General features: G+C 39.5%; 18 protein-coding genes. 10 read left to right on the top strand and 8 right to left on the bottom strand.

All coding sequences use genetic code 11. From position 1 onward, the window contains the following. Positions 1–50 precede the first annotated feature (50 nt). Genes xdhA through xdhC form a run of 3 tightly spaced genes read left to right on the top strand, consistent with a single transcriptional unit; the run spans position 51 to position 4917 of the window. Positions 51–1550, top strand: coding sequence for a xanthine dehydrogenase small subunit (xdhA, locus tag J536_RS12235; protein WP_032063039.1), 1500 nt, complete (start codon positions 51–53; stop codon positions 1548–1550). 1 nt (position 1551) lies between these two features. Next, positions 1552–3927, top strand: coding sequence for a xanthine dehydrogenase molybdopterin binding subunit (gene xdhB / locus J536_RS12230; RefSeq protein ID WP_032055362.1), 2376 nt, complete (start codon positions 1552–1554; stop codon positions 3925–3927). A gap of 6 nt (positions 3928–3933) precedes the next feature. After that, positions 3934–4917, top strand: coding sequence for a xanthine dehydrogenase accessory protein XdhC (gene xdhC, locus J536_RS12225; protein ID WP_032055363.1), 984 nt, complete (start codon positions 3934–3936; stop codon positions 4915–4917). A gap of 10 nt (positions 4918–4927) precedes the next feature. Here the strand turns inward: xdhC and J536_RS12220 are convergent, their stop codons facing one another. From J536_RS12220 to trpD, 3 genes are read right to left on the bottom strand one after another with little or no spacing between them, the layout of a single operon-like run. Next, on the bottom strand, positions 4928–5623 hold the full coding sequence (locus J536_RS12220) for a Smr/MutS family protein (RefSeq protein WP_017398622.1): 696 nt from the start codon (positions 5621–5623) through the stop codon (positions 4928–4930). Between the two features lie 9 nt (positions 5624–5632). Further along, a complete protein-coding gene (gene trpC, locus J536_RS12215) occupies positions 5633–6439 on the bottom strand; it encodes an indole-3-glycerol phosphate synthase TrpC (protein ID WP_032035720.1) in 807 nt (268 codons plus the stop codon). A 9-nt stretch (positions 6440–6448) separates the two neighbouring features. Continuing rightward, positions 6449–7498 (bottom strand): anthranilate phosphoribosyltransferase, encoded by a 1050-nt coding sequence (gene trpD, locus J536_RS12210; RefSeq protein WP_002118605.1) that lies wholly within the window; start codon positions 7496–7498, stop codon positions 6449–6451. Between the two features lie 355 nt (positions 7499–7853). Here trpD and J536_RS12205 point away from each other — a divergent pair, with 355 nt between their 5' ends. Both J536_RS12205 and J536_RS12200 read left to right on the top strand, forming a co-directional pair. Further along, the gene (locus J536_RS12205; protein WP_032063038.1) at positions 7854–10586 is read left to right on the top strand and encodes a TonB-dependent receptor plug domain-containing protein; all 2733 of its coding nucleotides are present in this window, start codon (positions 7854–7856) and stop codon (positions 10584–10586) included. A gap of 13 nt (positions 10587–10599) precedes the next feature. Next, positions 10600–13365, top strand: coding sequence for a M1 family metallopeptidase (locus tag J536_RS12200; RefSeq protein WP_081037795.1), 2766 nt, complete (start codon positions 10600–10602; stop codon positions 13363–13365). Between the two features lie 101 nt (positions 13366–13466). On the opposite strand, the gene J536_RS12195 is transcribed toward J536_RS12200, so the two are convergent. The 4 genes from J536_RS12195 to J536_RS12180 all read right to left on the bottom strand — a co-directional run bounded on the left by J536_RS12195 (position 13467) and on the right by J536_RS12180 (position 18380). Beyond that, positions 13467–14051, bottom strand: coding sequence for an anthranilate synthase component II (locus J536_RS12195; protein WP_032004562.1), 585 nt, complete (start codon positions 14049–14051; stop codon positions 13467–13469). Positions 14052–14294: 243 nt separating this feature from the next. Further along, positions 14295–14756, bottom strand: a complete 462-nt coding sequence (locus J536_RS12190) for a GNAT family N-acetyltransferase (RefSeq protein WP_032063036.1) — start codon at positions 14754–14756, stop codon at positions 14295–14297. A gap of 265 nt (positions 14757–15021) precedes the next feature. Further along, a complete protein-coding gene (locus tag J536_RS12185; protein WP_032063035.1) occupies positions 15022–16824 on the bottom strand; it encodes an aminopeptidase P family protein in 1803 nt (600 codons plus the stop codon). After that, positions 16821–18380 (bottom strand): peptide MFS transporter, encoded by a 1560-nt coding sequence (locus J536_RS12180; protein ID WP_081404133.1) that lies wholly within the window; start codon positions 18378–18380, stop codon positions 16821–16823. The genes J536_RS12185 and J536_RS12180 overlap by 4 nt, the downstream gene beginning before the upstream one ends. Before the next feature lie 761 nt (positions 18381–19141). On the opposite strand from J536_RS12180, the gene glnA reads away from it, so the two are divergent. From glnA to J536_RS12155, 5 genes are all read left to right on the top strand, one after another. Then, the gene (gene glnA, locus J536_RS12175) at positions 19142–20557 is read left to right on the top strand and encodes a type I glutamate--ammonia ligase (protein WP_002052696.1); all 1416 of its coding nucleotides are present in this window, start codon (positions 19142–19144) and stop codon (positions 20555–20557) included. Positions 20558–20682: 125 nt separating this feature from the next. Continuing rightward, entirely contained in the window at positions 20683–21192 is a 510-nt protein-coding gene (locus J536_RS12170; RefSeq protein WP_001231788.1) for a chorismate--pyruvate lyase family protein, read from the top strand. Further along, positions 21189–22067 carry a 4-hydroxybenzoate octaprenyltransferase gene (gene ubiA / locus J536_RS12165; RefSeq protein WP_002119072.1) on the top strand — a complete coding sequence of 293 codons (879 nt, stop codon included), beginning with the start codon at positions 21189–21191 and terminating at the stop codon, positions 22065–22067. Before J536_RS12170 ends, ubiA begins: the two co-directional genes overlap by 4 nt. 109 nt (positions 22068–22176) lie before the next feature. Next, complete coding sequence (locus tag J536_RS12160; RefSeq protein ID WP_002119060.1) at positions 22177–23484, top strand: lipase family protein; 1308 nt, start codon at positions 22177–22179, stop codon at positions 23482–23484. 103 nt (positions 23485–23587) lie between these two features. Next, complete coding sequence (locus J536_RS12155) at positions 23588–23788, top strand: hypothetical protein (RefSeq protein ID WP_000082753.1); 201 nt, start codon at positions 23588–23590, stop codon at positions 23786–23788. Between the two features lie 4 nt (positions 23789–23792). On the opposite strand, the gene J536_RS12150 is transcribed toward J536_RS12155, so the two are convergent. Then, positions 23793–24236, bottom strand: a complete 444-nt coding sequence (locus J536_RS12150; protein ID WP_005068176.1) for a DUF2726 domain-containing protein — start codon at positions 24234–24236, stop codon at positions 23793–23795. Between the last annotated feature and the right edge of the window lie 118 nt (positions 24237–24354).

Genomic DNA, 24354 nt, shown 5'->3' with positions numbered 1-24354 from the left:
ATGGCATCATATTTGCACAAAAGCATTATTATAAAACACAAGGATAAGACATGTCAGAACGTCCAATCACCTTCTTTTTTCGTGGCGGTCAGCATCAAGTAGAAAATGTCCTACCCACAATGACGATTTTACAGTTTCTACGAGAATATACTCAAAATGGTAAAACCAGACAGACTGGTACAAAAGAGGGCTGTGCTGAGGGCGATTGTGGTGCATGTACGGTAGTGATTGGTGAGCTGGTCAATGACAACCTGCAATTACGTAGTGTGAATGCGTGTATTCAGTTTTTACCCACTTTAGATGGTAAAGCTCTATTTACAGTAGAAGACCTTCATAGCTTATTGCCTGTACAAGATGGGACACTTCATCCAGTTCAACAGTCGATGGTCGATATGCATGGTTCCCAATGCGGTTTTTGTACACCCGGTTTTATCATGTCGTTATGGTCAATGTATGAAAATGAACAACATTCTCCAAGCAAAGATAAAATCAGTGATTATCTTTCTGGAAACTTATGTCGCTGTACAGGCTATCGCCCTATTTTAGATGCAGCACAAAAAGCTTATGACTATCCACGTGTTGTATTAGAACGTCAAAAAGTAATTGATGTATTAAAAGAAATCAAAGCATTACCTGCATTGTATTTAAATAATCATGGTCAGCAATTTTTTGCACCAAAGACCTTGCAGGATTTCTCTACTTTACGTTTACAGTTGCCGCAAGCACGTATTGTTGCAGGTAGCACAGATGTAGGTTTGTGGGTAACAAAGCAAGGCCGTGATTTGGGCGATATGCTTTATATCGGTCAAGTTGAAGAGCTGAAAAAGATTGTAGTCACAGACCATGCTTTAACGATTGGGGCAAATGTAAGTTTGAGTGATGCACTCATTAAAATTTCAGATTTTTATCCCGACTTTCAAGAATTACAGCGCCGTTTTGCTTCCATGCCGATTAAAAATGCAGGAACACTAGGTGGAAATATTGCTAATGGTTCGCCTATTGGTGATTCAATGCCGGCATTAATTACGCTAGCTACACGATTGATTTTGCGTGTAGGTGTGCAGACCCGTGAAATTGCTTTGGAAGACTTTTATTTAGATTATCAAAAAACAGCATTACAGCTCGGTGAGTTTGTTGAGACGATTGTTATTCCACTTCGTGAAGGGCAGACGCGTTTTAAATTTGCCAGCTATAAAATTGCCAAACGATTTGAGCAAGATATTTCTGCGGTATGTGCAGCCATTTCATGTGAGCTAGATAATGATGGTGTCGCTCACAATGTAAGAATTGCTTTTGGTGGCATGGCTGCTATTCCCAAACGTGCAAAATATGCAGAAGCCATATTGGAAGGCCAACAACTTGCAACAGAATTGATCGTTCATGCACAAGAAGCATTGTCGCAAGACTATCAACCTTTAGATGATGGACGTGCTAGCTCGGCATATCGTTTACACGTCGCGAAAAACTGTTTACAGCGGTTTTATATAGAAAAAGTCCTGTCTCAAACGATTACTCGTGTGAATGATTTGATTACTATGGTGGAGATCTAACATGAATCAAACCATTGACTTAAGTGTTTCTAAAAAATCCGCTAAAGCAGGCGACTCGATTCCACACGAAAGTGCACATTTACATGTAACTGGGCAGGCAACCTATATTGATGATTTACCCGAGCTTGAAAATACCATGCATTTGGCAGTCGGATTTTCAAATTGTGCCAAAGGCAAAATTATTAAATTTGATTTGGATGCCGTGCGTCAGGCTGACGGTGTTCGTGCAGTTTTTTCGGCAAAGGATATTGATGTTGAAAATAATTGGGGACCAATTGTAAAAGATGACCCAATTTTTGCCGAAGAGCAGGTTGAGTTTTATGGACAAGCCTTGTTCGTGGTTGTTGCTGAGAGTTATCAGCAAGCCCGTCAGGCAGTTCGCTTAGCAAAAATTGAGTATGTGCCCGAAACCCCAATTTTAACGATTCAAGATGCAATTAAAAAAGAATCGTGGGTGTTACCGCCTGTTGAATTTAGCCATGGTGAAGTTGAGCAGGCATTTCAAAACGCAGCACATCAACTTTCAGGTGCTATTGAGCTGGGTGGGCAAGAGCATTTTTATCTTGAAGGACAGATTTCTTATGCGATTCCACAAGAAAATCAGAGCTTAAAAGTCTATTGCTCAACGCAACATCCAACCGAAATGCAGCTGCTGATTTGTCATGCACTAGGCATGAATATGCATCAGGTGAGTGTGGAAAGCCGCCGTATGGGCGGTGGTTTTGGTGGTAAAGAGTCGCAGTCGGCACAGTGGGCATGCATTGCATCTTTGGCAGCACAAAAAACAGGCCGTCCGTGTAAATTACGCTTAGATCGTGATGATGACATGAGTGCTACAGGCAAACGTCACGGTTTTGCTTATGAGTGGTCTGTAGCTTTTGATGACAGTGGTGTTCTGCAAGGCTTAAAGGTACAACTGGCTTCAAACTGCGGTTTTTCGGCTGATCTTTCTGGGCCAGTGAATGAACGTGCGATTTGCCATATTGGCAATGCCTATTATCTAAATGCAGTTGAGCTACGTAACTTACGTTGTAAAACCAATACTGTTTCTAATACCGCATACCGTGGTTTTGGTGGACCGCAAGGCATGTTTGTCATCGAAAATATTATTGATGACATTGCTCGTTATTTAGGTTGTGACCCGGTTGAAATTCGTCAACGTAATTTCTTTGCTGAACAGCCCGGTGCCGGACGTGACCGTATGCACTATGGGGCAGAAGTCCGTGATAATGTTGCGCCAAAATTGGTAGCTGAATTATTGCAGACTAGCGATTATGCGAAACGCAAACAAGACATTCATGCCTTTAATCAGAACAATCACATCATTAAGCGTGGTATTGCGTTAACCCCATTAATGTTTGGTATTTCGTTTAATGCCGTACATTACAATCAGGCAGGTGCACTGGTGTATGTGTACATGGATGGCACTGTCGCGATTACGCACGGTGGTACAGAAATGGGACAAGGGCTATATACCAAAGTACGGCAGATCGCTGCACATGAGTTGGGTTTACCAATCGATAGCGTTCGTTTAATTGCAACCGATACTTCTCGTGTACCAAATACTTCGGCAACTGCAGCATCAAGTGGCGCAGATCTAAACGGTAAAGCTGTTCAAAATGCCTGTATTAAAATTCGTGAGCGTCTGGCTAAACTTGCAGCCGAAATAAGTCAAAGTGAAGCTGAACAAGTCCAGTTTGAAGATAGTATGGTTTCAACAGCGAATGGTCATTCATGGACATTTCCTGACTTGGTTCAACGAGCATATATGGCACGTGTACAACTATGGGACAGTGGTTTTTATAAAACTCCAGAAATTCACTATGATCAGGTCAACCATTTGGGGCGTCCATTTTTCTATTATGCCTATGGTGCAGCGGTCAGTGAGGTCGCAATAGATACCTTAACTGGGGAAATGAAAGTATTGCGCGCTGATATTTTGCATGACGTCGGGCGGTCAATTAACCCTGCAATTGATATTGGACAAATTGAAGGCGGTTTTGTGCAAGGGATGGGATGGCTTACGACAGAAGAGCTGTATTGGCAGCCGCAGGGACCACACGCAGGCCGTTTGTTTACCCATGCGCCTTCAACTTATAAAATCCCGACCAGTGTAGATATTCCTCATATTTTTAATGTCAAACTGTTCAATAATCAAAATCAGGCAGACACCATTTACCGCTCCAAAGCTGTAGGTGAACCGCCATTTATGTTGGCATTATCTGTTTTCTCTGCAATTCGTCAGGCGGTACAGGCGGCTATTCCCGAAAAAGCTCCGCTCGTGCTCAATGCTCCAGCAACTGCCGAGGAAATTTTACGTGCAATTGCGATTGGACGAGGACAGGCTTTGGCTAACCGTCTACAAGCTAAAATGTAGAAGATTATGCAACATTTACAATGGTGGGCTGATTTTGTAGCGTGGCAAGTCGATGCTGTGCCTATGGTATTGGTCACAGTAGTTCGCGCTGATGGTTCAACACCACGAGAAGTTGGTGCAACCATGTTATTGCGGTTTAATTTACAACAGCAATGGCAGCAGTCAGATACGATCGGTGGCGGGCATTTAGAGTTTCAGGCGATTGATATCGCTAAAGCAATGTTAAAAGAAACGGAAACTAGTGTGAGGCGTATTGAACGCTTTAACCTCAGTGCTCGGTTAGGGCAGTGTTGTGGCGGAGTAATGTGGTTATTGTTTGAAAAAATATCACCCGCTGAAATTGCGTCGGATTTATCTGGGAGTTTGCAAGCATGGCGAGCTGGAAAGCATATATGGCGTAACGTCTCACATCAATATGCATCCACTTGGCAGACTATGGATATGGAACAACAACCAAGTTTCGAGTTTCATTCTGGCAGCAGTGAAGAATGGCAATTTGGCCAGCAGATTCAACCAAATGTCATGCAAGTGCTGATTTGTGGCGCGGGGCATGTGGGTGAAGCAATTGTCCGTTGTTTATTACCTATTGGTGTTCGGGTGAAATGGATTGATCCACGTGATGATATTTTTCCACCAGATTTACTGCAACAGGTGCAATGCTTAACGACTGATACCTTAGACGCCGAGATCGAGCATTTTGACCGTTTAGGCGCAATTTTAATATTAACTCATGACCATCAATTAGATTTGCAACTATGTTTTTCAGCCTTGAAACCTGCGGCAAAACCATTTGCTTATGTTGGGATGATTGGCTCAAAAAGTAAAAGGGCTATTTTTGAAAAGCGTATGCAAATACGTGGTTATACTCAGGAAACATTACAACGTTTGGTTTGCCCGATCGGGGTAGAAGGAATTTCATCGAAACAACCTGCAATGATTGCCATTGCAGTAGTTGCTCAATTATTACAAGTATTTGATGTAAAAAAATGATCCCAAAGGATCATTTTTTTTGTTCGAACTTAGGATTTTTTTCTGCACGTTTAAGCAGTACGAGAACGGCACCTGTACCACCTTGATTTTCAGGGGCACTTACAAAAGCCAAAACATCGCGGTGTTGACGTAACCATCCGTTGACATAGGTTTTTAAGACTGCTTCTGGGCCTTTACCATGCACAATTTTGATGACATTTTGATTTTCATCTTTTGCCATCTGGATAATTTGTAAAACTGCGTCACGTGCTTGCTCAATCGTGCAGCCGTGTAAATCTACAGCTTCAAACCAACGCATCTTGCCTGCTTTTAAATCTTCAAAAACTTTATGTTGAAGAGTCGCAATGCGATAGCTTAGCGTTGCTTGGCTTGCGACCGGATTTAAAGCAGCTTGAGTATCGGATAACTCAGCATGTTCGGTGTCAGGACCACCTTCGGCAGCTGCACGTTTCGCTAGCGTTTGTGCGTCGACTTTTCTGGTACGAGGTGTTTTTACATCGGCAACATTGCTGTTGTTGATGCGTTTTACACCTGCAACAGCCTGTTGAAACAGATGGGTATCTTCCAATTCTTCAGACTCAGCCTGAGATTTTTTAGTCTCAGGCTGATTTGTGATTTTGCTTGAATGAGGATTGGAGATTTGCTTTTTAAATTGCTTCAATAACTTCTGTTGCTCTTTAGAAAGCGAAGAATCTTTATTACTCATATATCTTCATTAAACCGTTTGGGGTTGTCCAAAAAGGGCAGTAAAAGCTTGATCTGGACGAGGTTGTTTCATAAAACTTTCGCCCACCAAGAAGCTGTGAATATCATGCTCTTGCATCATATGTACATCATCTGGTGTAGCAATACCGCTTTCAGTAATTAATAAACGTGAGGTCGGAAGTAATTTTTTCAATCGAATGGATGTATTTAAATCTACATCAAACGTTTTTAAATTACGGTTATTCACGCCTAATAAACATTGCTCAGAAAGCTTTAAAGCGCGTTCCATTTCTTCTTCGTCATGAACTTCAACCAATACATCAAGTTGATGTTCAAACGCAGTTTTAGACATTTCTTCGAGTTGCTGGTCAGACAAACAAGCAACGATTAATAAAATACAGTCAGCATGCAAAGCACGAGCTTCAACTACATTATATGGGTCAATCAGAAAGTCTTTACGTAAAGCAGGGAGGGCACAATGATTGCGAGCAATCGCAATATTTTCATCTGCTCCCTGAAAGAAATCAACATCGGTCAGTACCGATAGACATGCTGCTCCAGCTTGTTCATATTGCTGGGCAATTTCGGCAGGATTAAAGTCTGCGCGAATAATTCCTTTTGATGGAGACGCTTTTTTAATTTCAGCAATTACACCAGGGCGTTTATGTTTTAAAGCATTTGCAAAGCCTCGAACTGGAGTCGCAGCTTTTGCTAGTTCTTCAACATCTTGCAAATTACGTTGCTTTAAACGCGCAGCAAGTTCCTCATGTTTACGGTCAACAATTTTACCTAAAATGGTATTTTGAATATTAATCATGAGAAATCCTTAATCTGCCTGAGATTGCTTTAATGTTTTGGTAAATTCAGCCAAAACACTCATTTTTTCTAAAGCCTGTCCGCCATAGATAATATCTTGAGCGAATGTAACAGCCTGAGCATAAGTTTTGGTAATGCCCGCCACATAGATGCCTGCACCTGCATTAAGCGCAATCATGTTTGCTGCTTTTTCACCAATATCGGATTTATTTTTGCTTAAAGCATCTTTAATTAACTTTAGACTTGCTGTTGCATCAGCGACAACCAAACCACTTAAAGTTTGCGACTCAATTCCCACATCTTCAGGATTAAGCGTCCACTCAGTAATTTCACCATCTTTGAGTTCGGCAATAGCAGTAGGAGCGGCAAGACTGATTTCATCAAGACCGTCTTTTGAATGAACAACCATCACGTGTTCAGCACCTAGTTGTTTCATCACTTCGGCAATTGGGCGACACAGTTCATCTGAAAATACGCCAATCACAAATCGCTTTACACCAGCCGGGTTGGTCAGTGGGCCAAGTAAATTAAAAATACTTCGAATACCAAGTTCACGACGTGGGCCAGCAGCATATTTCATGGCTTTGTGATGGTTTGGTGCAAACAAGAAACCTACACCCATTTCACGGATACAGCGCTCGGTTTGTTGCATATCTAAATCAAGATGAATACCTGCTTGTTCAAGTAGGTCTGATGAACCCGATTTACTTGAAACGCCACGGTTACCATGTTTTGCAATGGTTGCGCCTGCTGCTGCAATGACAAAGCTTGAAGCTGTAGAGACGTTAAATAAATTTTGGCCATCACCACCAGTACCCACAATATCAACTAAATGTTTGATATCACTAACATCGATCTTGATCGCAAATTCGCGCATGACGCGTGCAGCAGCCGTCATTTCGTCAATGCTTTCACCTTTCATGCGTAGGCCCATCATTAAAGCACCAATTTGTGCTTCGGTTGCCTCACCTTGCATGATGCTGCGCATAATTTCTTCCATTTGAGGCTGAGTCAAATGAATGTTCTTGGTAATGTGGTTGAGCGCCTGTTGGATATTCATAGTCATGATTTACAGCATTAATGATTAAAATTTTTAGGTGAAGTTGATCGAGTGCGGGAGGTTCGGCCTATTGCGTTCCATGATTCACTAGCTAGGGGGCTATGTTAGCAGAAAATAACCAAAGATTTTTGCTGTTCGATAAGAGTTTTAAAAATTTTGCTCAGTTAGGGTATGGGGTTGAGTCATAAACAGAATTTATTTATTGAAAAAGGTTTTAGTTTATTGAGAGTTTTTATGATAAATAATTAACTATTTGGTATATCTTAAACATCAATATATCTAGAAAAAATGTGTATAAATCAACCAAATAAAAGTGGATATAGTAGGGCGATCTTTATTTTGTCTATTAATAAATATGTATTTAAATAACTTGAAATATGTAGGAGCTTTAAAAAATAAGCGCTCATTTATTTTTGTATTTGTTGCACTGTTTCATCCACTAGAAAGCTATGCGCAAGAAGCTGTAGAGCAACCACAAAAACAAGCTAAAACAGATAAAGTAGTCCGTGTCGCGGTGACAGGGTCTCGGATTTCAAAAGCACAAAAAGATGGCCCGACTAGTGTGACCGTAATTACCGCAGCCGATATTGAAAAACAAGGGTTTAGTAATGCATTTGATGCGCTTAATAACCTTACGCAGAACACGGGTTTTGTACAAGGCGCCGATTATGGAAATACTTTTACGCCTGCGGCTAATGCTATTAGTTTACGGAGCTTAGGACCGAATCATACTTTGACTTTGATTAATGGGCATCGGGTTGCAGATTATCCTGTGCCATACGATGGGTCTGTCAATTTCGTAAATTTAGCCAATATTCCCACTGCCATTATTGACCGTATTGAAATATTAAACGGTGGTGCCTCTGCAATTTATGGTTCAGATGCAATTGCAGGTGTGGTGAATATTATTCTGAAAAAGAAAACAGATGGCACACAATTTAATATCAAGGCAGGCGGAACCAAAGAAGGCGGTGAAAATTTACGTTTACAACTGAGTGGTAGTAAAACTTTAGACAAGCTTAGTCTTGTTTATGGGATTGAACTCAGCGGCCGTGAACCGATATGGGCAGCCGATCGGGATTTTATGAAGAGCCGAACTCGTTTGGGAGAAAAACCAGACACGGTTGTGGGCCGTAAAAATGCCGATACTGGTAAATATCTTTCAATTGGCGGGTGTCAGGCCTTTAATGGTTTATTTAACGGATCAGTCAATAATATAGGGCAAGCAGGTGCAGACAATTGTGCGAGTGGTTTGGCACGACCAACTTATTGGACTGTCCAAACCCAAAACCGTAGTCAAAATGGTTATCTCGGTTTAGATTATGAGTTAAATGATAAAACTCAATTATTTGCAGATTTTTTGATTGGGGCCAATCAAATTGAAAACAATACGCGTGGTCCGACATGGACTTCTTTAGGTGGATCAAGTGGTTATTTCCTCAATCAAGATTCGGGAAATTATGAAATTTGGAATCGTCGTTTTGCACCTGAAGAATTAGGCGGGGTGGAACGCGTAAATAAAAAGTGGAAAGAACTCTCTTCGAACTTAAACTTCGGAATTCGAGGTGATATTGGAGAAACGAGCTGGAGTTATGAAGCAGCCTATAATGGTTCCATTTATACCAGTCAGCTACACCGCCAAGGTTTATTACGTGCGAATGTCGATGAATATTTCTTAGGTAAGCAACTTGGCACAGATGCAGATGGTATTCCTATTTATTCACCTCATTTAGATCGTTTAAGTCGACCACTGACAGCAAACGAATTTGAGAGTATTTCGGGTACCACAAAAGAAAAAGATAAGTCATGGGCACAAAGTTTGACCTTAAGTGCGAATGGTGACGTATTTAAGTTACCTGCAGGAACTGCCAAACTTGCAGCAGTGGCTGAAATTGGGCGTCAAGGCTTTTCAATTAAGCCAGATCAGGCACTTGAAAATGGTGAGTTTTATAATGCGAGTTCTAGTGGCGAATATAGTGGCACTCGTACACGCCAAGCACTTAGTGCAGAATTATTCTTGCCTTTAGCGAAACCATTAAATTTAACCTTGTCTGGACGTTATGACCGTTATGCTTTGTCAGATAACAGTATTGATAAGCTAACTTTCGGTTCAGGCCTTGAGTTTAGGCCACATCCGACTTTATTGGTGCGCGGTAACTACGCAACTAGTTTTCGTGCACCAGATATGAACTATCTGTTCTTAAATAAGCAAAAAGGTTATTTCGCAAGTACGACTGACTATTTACGTTGTAGCCAAACGGGACAACCTTTAGATAAATGTAGCTTTAAAGATTACTCGCCTGGGGCAAACTATACTTTAACCGGAAACAAAGAATTGAAACCTGAAGAGGGTAAATCTTATGGTGCAGGTTTTGTTTGGTCGCCAACCAATAAATTTGATATTAGCGTCGATTACTGGGATATCAAAATTGATAATCTTGTGACCAATTTAAGTGAAGATAAAATTCTACGATTAGAAGCAGATTGTCGTTTAGGCAATCAAGATATTAACTCTGCGGCTTGTATTGATGCATTGGCACGTGTAGAGCGTAACCCTGCAAATGCAGTTGTCGATCCAAATGTGATTAAGAATATTAATATTGTTCCGATTAATGCTGCATCAGACCATACCCGCGGGATTGATTTCACTAGCAGATGGCGCTGGAAAACAGACAGCTTTGGTAACTTTCTCTGGACGGTAAATTATAGCCGTGTACTAGAACATGAATATCAACAATCAAAAGATGGCGAGAAAGATGATTACCTAAAAGATTTAACTATTCAGGATTGGCGTGACCGTTTTAATACCAGTCTCAGCTGGAGCTTTGGTGATTGGGCATCAACAGTATTAGTTAATCGTTATGGCAAAATTCCAAACGGCGACCAGACTGCCTATCTAAGCCCAACGTATTTAGTGAACTGGAGCGGTACTTATCAAATCTCTCCAAAAGCGTCTGCTTCAATCATTATTAATAACCTGTTTGACAAAGTGAAACGAGATGATACGGGTGGTTGGCCGTATTATCCGGTAGGATCATATTCACCATTTGGCCGTCAAGGTTGGTTGGAGTTTAACTATAAATTCTAAGAATGATGTATGGATGCAGCGAAGTGGTACAGCATTTGCTGCATCTTTTTATTTAAAACTACAGAGGATAAAACCCCTTATGCTGGTCAAGCCTTCATTTAAAAAAAGATTGCTACTTACAACATTATTATCTTTATCTGCGACACAGATTTTTGCATCGAATAACAGTGAACAAATCCCGATTGGTAAATTACCTGAATGGGTTGTACCCGAATCTTATGATTTAGATTTTAAGATTGATCCCGCACAAAAAGGCTATACCGGTAAAACCACTATTCATTTAAAGCTGGCTCAAGCTACAGATCACATCTGGATTCATGGTAAATCTTTGACGGTGAAAGATGTGAGTATCACATCGGCTGAGGGTGCTAAAACCAAAGCAAAATATGAGCAAGCCTCCGAGGTTGATGGGGTTAGTAAAATTAAATTTGCCAAGACTTTGCCAGCAGGACAGTATCAACTCGTTCTAGATTTTAATGCGGCGTACGACCAGCAGCTCGACGGTATTTATAAAATCGAGTTTGAGGGTAAACCTTATGTGATGACTCAAATGGAAGCAATTAGTGCACGCCAGTCATTCCCATCATTTGATGAGCCACGTTTTAAAACGCCGTTTAATATTCGTTTGACGATTCCAAGCAAATATTCAGGGTTTGCCAATACCCAACAAACATCTGAGCAAGCAGAGAAGTCAGGTTGGAAAACACTCAGTTTTGCACAGACCAAACCACTACCAACGTATTTACTTGCATTGGCTGTTGGACCGTGGCAATTACAAAAAGGACCTGATATTGGAGCAACTTCATGGCGTAAGCAGCCTATCCAGTTACGTGGTATTGCACCCGATGCTAAAGCTGAAAAAATGCAGCATGCTTTATCTGAAACGCCAGCCATTTTAAAAACTTTAGAAGATTATTTTGCCTTTGGTTATCCATTTGACAAGCTAGATTTACTAGCAGCACCAGACTTTGCCGCTGGTGCAATGGAAAACCCAGGGCTAATTACTTTTAGAGATTACTTGATGTTGCTAGATAAGGACTCGCCAGTCTCTTTTGTACAGAATTCATTTAATGTCAATGCACATGAGCTGGCGCATCAATGGTTTGGTGATGTCGTCACGATGCCGTGGTGGGATGATTTATGGCTAAATGAATCTTTTGCGACATGGATGCAAAGTAAAATCACTCAAAAATTACATCCCGAATTTAATGCTGACCTAGAACGTATTGCAGATACTGCCGATGCGATGAAAAGTGATAGTTTGGTGAGTGTACGCCGTATTCGCCAGCCTATTTTAAGCAATGCCGATATTCAAACTGCTTTTGATGGCATCACTTACCAAAAAGGTGCGGCTGTTTTAAATATGTTTGAAAGCTATTTGGGCGAAGAAAAATTCAAACAAGGTGTGCGCAATTATATTAATAAGCACCAATATGGTAATGCGACAGCCAATGATTTAATTAGCGTTTTAGCAGAGCAGTCTGGACAAGGTGAGCGTTTTGCCAGAGCGATGAAAAGTTTCCTTGATCAACCAGGTGTGCCTTTAGTTAACACCGCATTACAGCAAGAAGGCAATAAAGTCTTTTTAAATGTGAAGCAAAGCCGTTACTTACCTGTGGGTTCAAAAGGTGATGCAAGAAGCCTGTGGGGTGTACCATTATGTGTACGTTATGAAGTTCCAAATGCAACCAGTAAGGTCCAGTGTGAATTGGTAGATCAAGCAGAAGCCAAGATTGAACTCAAAGGTGCTAGCCTTGGCAGTTGGTATATTCCAAATGCAGATGCGGCAGGATATTACCAATTTAGTTTGCCTCAAAAAGAGTTTACTCGTCTGACTGCTGCTACAGAAAAGCTTTCTAATACTGAACAGTTGGCCTACGCCTATGCGATTTCAGCGGCATTTAACCACGGTGATATTAATTTATTGGCTGTCGTAGATGCTGCGAAGAAATTTGCCAATTCAAATAGCCGACAAATTAGTACAGCGCTGTTTTCCCAGTTAAGTACGATTTATCGTCATGTATTGAAAACAGAAGCTGAACGTGAACATTTTAGAAAAGTCTTAGCTAATTTATATTTACCTAAATTAAATCAGTTGGGTTATGTCAGCAAAAAAGGTGAACCAGCTGAAGACAGTTTATGGCGTAGTGAGTTGGTTAGATTTCTTGCTTTAGATATTCAAATTTCAGAAGTTCGTACACAACTGTTAAAACAGTCAGATGCTCTCTTTGCTCAAAAGCAGCTTAACTTTGCTCAAGTAACACCTGAATTATTGCCAACTATTTTAGCTGTACGTGTACAAGAAAAAGGCCAACCTGCTTTTGATCGTTTATCTGGAGAGCTACAACGCGTGACTCAACCGACACAACGTCTTGCAATTCTTACAGCCCTAGGTTCAGCAAATCAAGAAGCAACACGCCAACAAGCACGTCAGTTGATTTTGAACCCTCGTGTTAAAGTCGGTGAAGTTCGTACCGTGGTCAACTCAATCAATAATTATGGAGATGAGCAAGGGGGTCTATGGTCTTGGTTTAAAGTAAATCATGACGCCGTGTTTGATCGTTTAGGTAAATCTTCGGCTGGGCGTTTCCCTGCTATGTTTAGTGGGGGAGCTTGTACCCAACAACAAGCGGCACAGTTAAATGACTTTTTTGCACCACGAACTAAAGAATTGGTTGGGGTTGAAAGAGGATTGAAACAGACCAAAGAGCGTATTCAACTCTGCGAATCTTTAGTGGCTAAACAAGATGGATCACTTGTGCAACAATTAAAGTTGTAATTGTTCCAGCCATGAAAAAAGCCAACTGATCTTAGTTGGCTTTTTTATTCAGGTTACTTATCAAATCCAGTCATTTTTAAAATGACTTATTCGAAGCTGAATTATGCATAAATATCTAAAAAGTTTTTAAAGATTTGATGGCCATGCTGACTCAAAATTGATTCAGGATGGAACTGCACACCTTCGACAGGCAATGTCTTATGTTTAATACCCATAATTTCTTCCATTGAGCCATCTGCTTCGTTGGTCCAGCACGTTACTTCAAGGCAATCAGGCAGAGTTTGCTGATCAATCACCAATGAATGATAACGAGTTGCCGAGAATGGGCTAGGGAGATTACTGAAAATACCTTTATTGCTATGGTACATATCAGATAAACGTCCGTGCATCACTGTTTTGGCTCTTACAATTTTTCCGCCAAAAGCTTGCCCAATACTTTGATGCCCTAAACACACGCCAAGCAAAGGAATTTTTCCGGCAAAGTGATTAATTGCAGGAATTGAAATACCTGCTTCACTTGGAGAGCAAGGGCCAGGACCAATCACAAGATATTTTGGTTGCCATCGTTCAATATCCTCTAATGTAACTTGATCATTGCGAACTACTTTTACTTCCTGATTCAACTCGCCAAAGTATTGGACGATGTTGTAGGTAAAAGAGTCGTAATTGTCGATCATTAGAAGCATGATGAACTTAACCTCATGATAATTAATATATATTTAATAAGTGACTAGAGTTTTACTCAAAATGTTACTCACTTTTTAAAAAGTACCTTTATTTGATCAAATAAAAAGCCGCTTTCTAAGCGGCTAATGTACCAGAATTTCCTTGTCTTGTAATAACTTCATGCTTTTTTACTGGCAAAAGCATATTAATAATTATAAGTCCATGTGTTTCTTAAACTAAAAAGAGTCGTGCAAGTTGGTAGTTTAATTTGAAGATGTCTCTGTATTATTGGGCAAAAGTTGCCACACAAAATTTTCTTGATTCAGTGGAGTAAACCCTATTTTTTGATAGAGCCACGAAGCTGTACTGGTAAGTAACATAATTCTGCGAAGTTTAAGAGTTTCCAAGTGTTCTAAGCAGCATTCCATCAGCCATCGCCCTAAACCTAACTTTTGAAACTCATCGATGACAAAAACATCTTTTACATAAGCAAAGGTTGCATAGTCTGTAATGATACGAGCAAGACCAATTTGTTGGTTGTTCGGATCATATAATCCAAAGCATAAACTATGTTGTATAGCGGTTTGCATTGTTTCTAAATCAATCCCTTTTGCCCATTTTGAATGGTATAAAAAAGAATGAATCACCTCTATGTCGAGTTTAGAGGGATCTGTAGAAACAGTATAATTATCATCACGTGTAACTGCGAAATTGGATACCTGCATAGGGAAACCCTTTAATTCAAAGAAACATTGAATACGTTTAAAAATAGCATATTGCTTACAAAGTTCTCTTCAAAATTACTTCTTTATAGTTACGTTTATGTTTCCTAATTCCTAATAAAAATTGTTTGATGGCTAATAGTTATGGAGTTATCAATGAATAAGGATCTTTTACTTTATTAATTTAGAAAGAGAGTTAACTAAAATTAAGGCAGAATAAGCTTTTCTTAGAGATAAAAAATTATTCTGCCTTATTCACACAAGAAGATTAAATTTTACGTGTGTTATAAATCAGCCAATCTAAAACATCGCCAGACAAGTGTTCAGCTAGTCTTTCTTGAACAGTTTGATGGTAACCATTTAACCAGTCTTTCTCTGCATTCGTTAGCATATCAACAACGATACAATCTAAATGAATCGGGCAAAGGGTCAGCGTTTCAAACTCCAAAAATTCACCGTAAGTTTTTTCAAATCCAGAGTGAAGTTTGTTTGCAACCAGATTTTCAATGCGAATTCCATATTGTCCCTCATGGTATAAGCCCGGCTCGTTAGAAATAATCATTCCTTCACGCAACTTACTATAGGCATGTATAGGCGCGTAATAAGAAAGCACTTGCGGACCTTCATGAACGTTAAGTGCAAAGCCTACGCCGTGGCCTGTTCCATGTCGATAATCTAAACCATGTTGCCATAAAGTATTACGACAAATTGAATCGAGTAGCGGTGCAGCTAAACCTTCTGGATAAATCGTTTTTGCCAAAGCAATGTGACATTTTAAAACCAGAGTATAGTCATGTTTTTGTTGCCCTGTTGGCATGCCTACAGGAACAACACGAGTAATATCGGTTGTTCCATCTACATATTGCCCACCTGAGTCAATGAGTAATAGACCATCACCTTCAATAAATGAATAGTGCTCTTCAGTTGCACGGTAGTGGGGTAGAGCACCATTAGCATTAAAGCCAGCAATCGTTGAAAAACTCGGCCCTATAAATCCATCTTGCTGCGCACGGAAAGCTGTAATCTTTTCATCAATGGTGAGTTCTGAAATGCTTTCACCATGATGAAGCGTTTTTTCTAACCAGTGAAAAAAGTGGCAAAGCGCGACTCCATCTTTAACCATTGCATGACGGATATGAGCAATTTCGCTTTCATGTTTACGCGATTTAAAAAGTGTACTCGGGTTGATGTCATATACAACCCGAATATCTTTTGCGATGACTTGTTCATGAAAAATTGAGACTTTGGCTGGATCTAAAAGTACTGAGGCATCAGAAATATTCGATAAAAACTTAGCTGTATCTTCGTAGTTACGAATTTCAATACCATCGGCTGCCAAAGCTTGCTGAATGCTTACATCCACTTTTTCAGCATCAATAAAAAGAATACTTTGTTTTGCACTGATATATAAATGTGAAAGGAACACAGGGTTATATTCTACATCTTGCCCACGTGCATTTAGGACCCATGCAATATCGTCTAAAGATGAAATGAAATGACTCGCAATATTCTTGCTAGCTAATGTCTCACGAATAGCCTGAATTTTCTCTTTACGAGATAGGGCATTTAACCCTTCAGGCATGAGATGAATTTTCTTTGATGGAAGTTCTGGGCGGTTTAACCAAATTTCTCCGACTAAATCTTGCTGGGTTTCGAGTTTATAATTATTAACTCGTGCAGTATGTTCGAGTGCTTTAAATTGCTGAATTGATAAAGTATGCCCATTTACCACAATGACTGATTCTGGTTTTAGATTTTTCTCAATCCAAGCGAGATGTGTTGAAGATTCATCACTTGTTAATTTTTGAAGATCAAAGCCAGTTCCAACAAGTTGTTGCTCGGCTTGTACCCAATAGCGACCATCTGCCCAGAGGCCAGCAAAGTTTTGAGTCACGACGAGTGTACCAACCGAACCACTAAAACCGCTTAACCACTGCCTTGCTTTCCAGTAGTCTGGTAAATATTCTGACATATGCGGATCAGCACTCATCACAATCAAAGCATCAACATGTTGATTACGCATGAGTTCACGAAGTTTCTCAAGTTTTTCTGGAACAGTTAAAACGCTCATATAGTTTCCAACTCAGGTTGAACTTTACTGGTACTTTTGTTCATTAATCTATTGATAGGTTTCTTTAATAAAAATAACACGATTGCGCCAATCACTAACGCTAAAACACATCGCATAAATAAGGTAGGTAAATGATTAATGCCATCTGCCGATACATGCCCGCCAATTAAACCAGCGATAAGATTACCCAAAGCTGAACCTGTAAACCATAGCCCCATAATTTGACCACGTATAACATCAGGTGCAAGTTTAGTCATGGTAGATAGGCCAATCGGGCTTAAACACAATTCTCCGATAGTAAGTAGAAATAAAGTACCTACTAACCAAAATGGTGAAACTAAGCCGCCAGCAATTGCGAAACGGCTTGCAAATGACATCAACAAGAACCCACCTGCTGCTAGTAAAAGTGCAATAATAAATTTACTGATATAACTTGGGTCTTTATTTGACTTACCAAGTTTAGCCCAAAGCCATGCTGCAATTGGGGCAAAAATAATAATAAAGAGTGCGTTAATTGATTGAAACCATACTGCTGGAATCTCAAATCCGAAAAAATTACGGTCTGTGTAATCTTGCGCAAATAGGTTAAAAGATGTTGGTTTTTGCTCAAAGGCAGACCAAAAAAGAGCTGATGTTGCTAATAAGACAAAGCAGATAATAATTTTAAATTTTTCATGTTTTTCTAAACCAAGGAAAAATAATAAATAGATAAAATAAGCGATAATTCCAAATCCTATTCCAACTGTTAAATAAGTTGCTACCGCGACTGGATTGATATGAATAACGCCAAAGAAAGTAAGAGCAATAACGACTGCAACAGATAGTAAAAATGAGAAAGCAATTTTTGGCGCATTTCTATTTTCTACGACAGGTTTATTCCAATTGTCAGTTTGCTGACGCAATTGGTTGAATGATTGTAGTTGAGTAATGGCTAATGCACGGAAGATGAGTAATGCAATCAACATTCCAAGGCCGCCAATCCCAAAACCTAGATGCCAGCCATGATCGCGAGCCAATATACCTGTAATAAGCGGGGCAATAAACGACCCCATATTAATCCCCATGTAAAAAATGGAAAAACCAGCATCGCGCCTACTATCCTGAGCTTTATATAATGTTCCGACAATCACTGAAATACAGGTTTTAAATAATCCTGAGCCAATAACAATAAGCACTAAACCGAAATAAAAAAAGAATTGATCAAAGAGTGCGGTTAGAGCAATAGATAAATGGCCCAATGCAATAATAATAGAACCATACCAGACCGATCGTGCCTGACCTAACCAGTTATCGGCAATCCAGCCACCAAAAACGGTCATTAAATACATAGATCCAGCGAATAACCCAACAATTGCGGCTGCAGTTGGACGGTCAAGACCTAAACCACCGTCATTAACCATTGCAATCATATAAAGAACGAGTAAAGGCCGAATACCATAATAAGAAAATCTTTCCCAAAGCTCTGTAAAAAATAAAGTTTTTAATGGTTTTGGATGGCCGAAAAAAGCTCTGTCATATTGTTCGAGTTCATGCTTCATTTCAAATCCTTTGAACATATTTGTAGTTTAGATAAAACAAAACTTTTAGTTTGTTTAATTATAAAAAAAAGTTATGTTTTATTTTTTAGATTTTTTAAAATGAAAAAGCAAGTTGGTCATGTATAAAAAAGGTATATAACAAATGGTAAAAATTAGAAAGTTGAAATTATCAGTCGAAAAGATTCCTCTTGGCGCACCAAAGCTGATCAGGCTAGCCCTAGCGTAAAACTACGATGAGAAAAATTAAATTAGCACTTTAAAACCTCAACCTTTCTATGGATGGGCAGTGAAGAGTGGTAATTGATATTATTTAAAAAAATTGTGTAGAGTTACTTAGAAATCGTATTTATGTTCAAACTTTTTTGGCAAGGGCATATTGTAGATAACATCGTCTAATTTAGAGATTAATAGTTCTATCGGGAATAGATTATTATTTTTAAGGATTACAGTAAGAAAGTCAGATTTCTATATAAGAAAGTATTATGATCACAAATTACTGTTAGATATTGATGCGGTGATTCATATTAGCGCAACAATTTTGCACTAAATTAGGGCGATTGCGAGCTATTCTTGTATGTCATAATTTGAAAATGTCTGAATATGGTGCATTTAACTATGCAAACAGTATAATGGGTTCAAGACAAGGGGCCTAAATCATGGATAGTTATAAGCAATTCAATGTTTTAGGTAAGTCTTATAAAGTTGGTATGAGAATTGCTATATAAATACCAGCAACTAACACGCACTTAACAAGTGCAACAAAATTTCATTGGAGCAAAATGAGCATGGCGAACAAGGTCCTTCAACTCATACAAGAAAGTGGCGCAAAATGGGTCGATTTTCGCTTTACTGATACTAAGGGTAAAGAGCAGCACGTAACTTACCCAGCTGATTCTATTGATGAAGATACTTTTGAAGACGGTAAAATGTTTGATGGTTCTTCAATCGCTGGTTGGAAAGGCATTGAAGCATCTGACATGATTTTACGTCCAGATGCGGAAACTGGTTTTATCGACCCGTTCTTTGCTGAACCAACTGTAGTTGTGACTTGTGACGTTATTGAACCTTCAACTGGTCAAGGTTATGAGCGTGACCCGCGTTCGATTGCTCGCCGTGCAGAAGAATACTTAAAATCTACAGGTATCGGTGATACTGCATTCTTTGGTCCAGAACCAGAATTCTTTGTATTTGACGAAGTGAAGTGGGACATCGATATGTCTGGCGCTCGTCATACATTAATCGCTGAAGAAGCTGCTTGGTCTACTGGTAAAGATTACGAGTCTGGTAACTCTGGTCACCGTCCACGTGTTAAAGGCGGTTACTTCCCAGTTCCTCCAGTTGATTCTTCACAAGATATGCGTGCAGAAATGTGTGCAAAAATCGAAGACATCATGGGTCCAGGTCGTGTAGAAGTACATCACCACGAAGTTGCTTCTTGCCAGTTAGAAATTGGTGTGAGCTTCAATACACTTGTACGTAAAGCTGATGAAGTTCAACAGTTCAAATATGCTGTTTGGAACGTTGCACATCAATATGCAAAAACAGCTACGTTTATGCCTAAACCAATGGTAGGTGATAACGGTTCTGGTATGCACGTTCACATGTCTATCTCTAAAGATGGCAAAAACTTGTTTGCTGGTGATGAATATGCAGGCCTTTCAGAAATGGCATTGTATTTCATCGGTGGTATCATCAAGCACGCTCGTGCATTGAATGCAATCACAAACCCATCTACAAACTCATACAAGCGTTTGGTTCCTCACTTCGAAGCACCAATCATGCTTGCTTACTCAGCACGTAACCGTTCTGCTTCTATCCGTATTCCATACGTTTCTAGCCCTAAAGGTAAGCGTATCGAAGCTCGTTTCCCAGACCCAATGATGAACCCGTACTTAGGTTTCGCTGCATTGTTAATGGCTGGTATCGACGGTATCCAAAACAAGATCCATCCGGGCGAAGCTGCTGATAAGAACTTGTATGATCTTCCTCCAGAAGAAGAAGCAAAAATCCCAACAGTTGCTCATAGCTTAGATATGGCTCTTGAAGCACTTCAAGCAGATCACGAATTCTTGTTAAAAGGCGGCGTATTCACTAAAGAAATGCTTGATGCATACATCGAACTTAAAACTGAAGATGTACGTCGTCTTAACACGACTACTCATCCAGTTGAATTCGATATGTACTACAGCTTGTAATACGTATTTCGTAAAAAAGCCTGCATATGCAGGCTTTTTTATTGCTTGGAATGTTGATTGAATTCTCTACGTTTTTTATCAAAAAATTGGAGTAAACTAAGTGCGAGTTTTCATGTGAGCAGATTATGCGTAAACGACAACCAGTACTTAAACAGGAAAAGGCTTTAAATCCTGAGTTGAAAACATGGTTGTATGCTTCTGGTTCTCTGACTCAACAATTAACTGAGCTCGGTGGCGGCCAGTTTAGTGTGAGGCCCTTTAAAGAACACTTTCAGCGTTTAACGTTTGTAGATAGCCAATGGATGAACATGTCTCATGCTCATACTTCATGGGTAAGGGAAACCTACTTATATGGCTGTGAAGCAGAGCCGTGGGTGAAAGCAAAAAGTATTTTTCCAATTCAAAGTTTACAAAAAAAAGCGCGTATATTTCAGCACATCGGTTCTAAACCGATTGGCTTTTTTCTATTTCAAAGAACAACTCCGCTTTGTGACCGTCGTGTCATTCGTTTGCCAGAAGGCTGGACGCGACAAAGTTGCTATACTTGGCATGGATGTAAATTTATCGTCCAAGAAACATTCTTACCGGCTTTTGAAGCTTTTTTAAATCAGCAGCACGACAAGGAATTACTATGACGACTGCAACAGGCACAACATGGCGTCAGCGTTTAGAAGCTTATTATTATCTATGTCGATTTGATAAGCCTGTTGGAACAGAACTGGTGTTTTGGCCAACCATGTGGGCACTTTGGATTGCAGCAGAGGGAATGCCACCTCTACATATTCTTTTGGCGATGGTATTCGGTACAATTTTTATGCGTGCCGCTGGCTGTGCGATTAATGATTTTGCTGATCGTAAAGTAGATGGACATGTAGAGCGTACAAAAACGCGCCCTTTGGCAACAGGGGTAATTAGTCCAAGAGAAGCGGTATATGTATTTTTAGCATTAGTATTTGCCAGTGCTTGTACGCTGTTCTTTTTACCTATCGCGACGTTCTACTGTGCATTAGGGGGCTTGGCGTTAGCATTTATATATCCTTTTATGAAACGTTATACCCATTTACCGCAAGTAGTGTTAGGTATGGCATTTTCTTGGGGGATTCCAATGTCATTTACTGCAATGGGTAAGCCTTTAGATATAACGTGTTGGCTAATTTATTTTGGTAATTTGGCATGGACAGTGGCTTTTGACACTCAATATGCAATTACAGATCGTGAATATGATTTAAAGATTGGCGTGAAATCTACAGCTATTCTTTTTGGCCGATATGACATCCAGATTATTGCTCTTTTACAAGCAACTAGTCTTGTTTTGATTGGTACTGCACTATATTTAGAAAATATTTTATTCCCCTGGGCAATTATTGCTTTAGTTGTAGTGGCCTTTGATTTTGTATATCAAACAGTTAAAACCAAAGACCGCAACCCTCAAGTTTGTTTTTGGGCATTTCGTCACAATCGTTGGGTGGGATTAATCATTTTTCTAGGAATATTTTTAAATTTCATATAGTAAAAATGACCGTGAGGTTGAAAAGTGTTCTATGCAGAGCACTTTTTTTATGTCTTAATATTTGTGCATAAAAATATGCGGAATAAATAACACATAAAAAGGATATTCTATGAAACGGTCAAAAATTGCTTTAGCTATAACATTATCAACTTCAGCACTATTTCTTACAGCGTGTAATGACGATGATGATGACTATATTGGTGTAAATCCTGATAAAACTTATGTTTCTGAAAAATCCTATTCTAAGGATACCTTAAGTGGTGCTTCATCTATAAAAGTGATGACATATAACATGGTGAATGTACAAGGGAAAACAGCTGAAGCAACTGCTTTGGTAATGTTCCCTAAAGTTGCTCAACCAAAAGATGGTTATCGCGTAGTGGTATGGGAGCACGGCACAGTAGGTGTAGGGGATAGTTGTGCACCAAGCAACAATACGATTAATCCACGTTTTAAAATTCTAGCGGATACTTTATTAGCTGCTGGTTATGTGATTGTGGCACCTGACTATGAAGGTTTAGGTACTAGAGGCATGCATCCATACCTTAATTTAGGAAGTGAGGCTAAATCTGCAATTGCAGCAGTTAAAGCTGCTAAAGATCATTACGGTAGTCAGTTAAATAGTTCATGGATGTCAATTGGGCAGTCTCAAGGAGGCCATGCTTCATTAGGAACAGCTGAATTTGCTAATAACGACACTAACTACAAAGGAGCTGTTGCAACAGCACCAGCTTCTAGCCTTGGCGATATTATTTCTAAAATTGCTCCGCAAGCAATTAGAGACATTCTTCAGAAAGAGCAGGCTGGTACCGCACCTGTTGGTACGGCTGTGGAAGTGTATGCCGAGCTACTTGCATATGCTGCATATACCACAGTGGGTATTACTGCTTATGAACCTAAATTTAATTATCGTGCAATCTTTCAACAACGTTCTCAAAGTATAGCTGAGTTTGCAGAAGGCACTACGGGTGAAAATGGAGTCTGTTTAACTGATTTGCATAATAAATTTGCAGATGATATTCGAGATTTTCTTGCGACTAATACTGGTAAAACAGTTCTAGATTATCCAGGCCTAGCTGGTAATTTCCAGGAGAATCCAACGGTACAAAAATTCTTGGTAGATAATCAACCTGCTACCAAAAAAATTAATTCACCAGTCATGATTGTTCAAGGTACTGCGGATATGGCTGTACCATATCCTGTTACTAATGCCTTACAAGAGGGACTTAAAAAAATGGGAACTGATGTGACATTTGTACCTGTTGTTGGAGCTGCCCATACTCAGGCGATTGTATGTAGAAATGCTGAAATTTATCAATTTGTTCAATCTAAGATGCCAGCTAAAACAAATATAGTGCTTGATCCATCAGTAATAGATGCTAGTAAGAATGTTGAATGTACTGGAATAGCACAATAATTTTTTGTATTTAAAATCTTCAAATTAAAAAGGTCCTGAAAAGGGCCTTTTTTGTTATATTGTTACACAGTTTGATTTGATACTATTTGAGTTTGAAGAACTTATGAGCCAGCAACCTGTTGAAAAAAAATCTGTTCCTTGGTTATTAATGGGATTAGGTTTACTTATTCCTTTTCTAATTATTGGAATACTTTTCTTGGCTGCAAAAAGCGATGCTAAGAATAAAAAACAATATGAACAACAGCGTTTAGAGATGGCAAAAAGAATAGCTGAGAAAGAAGCTGCAAATTCTGAATCGAAATAGCTTGTTAATGAATATCCTTTTGTAATTGGCGTACAGTAGGAATATTTGTGTAACGCTTTACAAGGTAGCCTGCTTCAGTAAGCATTTGATCACGAATACGGTCTTCTTCTACTTTTTCAAGATGGGTAGGGTCATCTAGTTCAATGATGGCCATGACTTCCATCTTGTCGTTGAGCACAACAAAGTCAGTAACTTTACGATTGAACTGACTACGAATTTTATAGTCATTACTGGTAATTAATGCGCTAAACGCCACTTGTGCTAACACATGATAATTTGGAAAACTTTGTTTTAAACGTATAAACATTTGAGTTTCAAAGTTTGTAATGACAGGGCGAGCAAAGAATTTTTGTTTTGGAAATAAATAAGGGCGTAAACAAACAAGAAGAAAAATACAGGTGCTTACGCAACCTAAAACAATAAAAAATAAGTGACTCGATTCGAACATGTGAAGGCATCATACAAATAAAAACCCACTCATGATGAGTGGGTTTTTAAGAATCTTGGCTCTCCCACCTGGGCTCGAACCAGGGACCTGCGGATTAACAGTCCGTCGCTCTACCGAC

It is taken from the genome of Acinetobacter sp. 809848 (assembly GCF_000581275.1).
GTDB classification, from domain to species: Bacteria; Pseudomonadota; Gammaproteobacteria; order Pseudomonadales; family Moraxellaceae; genus Acinetobacter; species Acinetobacter pittii.
Note: the sequence above shows the minus strand (reverse complement) of the source record. Positions and strands in the feature narration are given on the sequence as shown.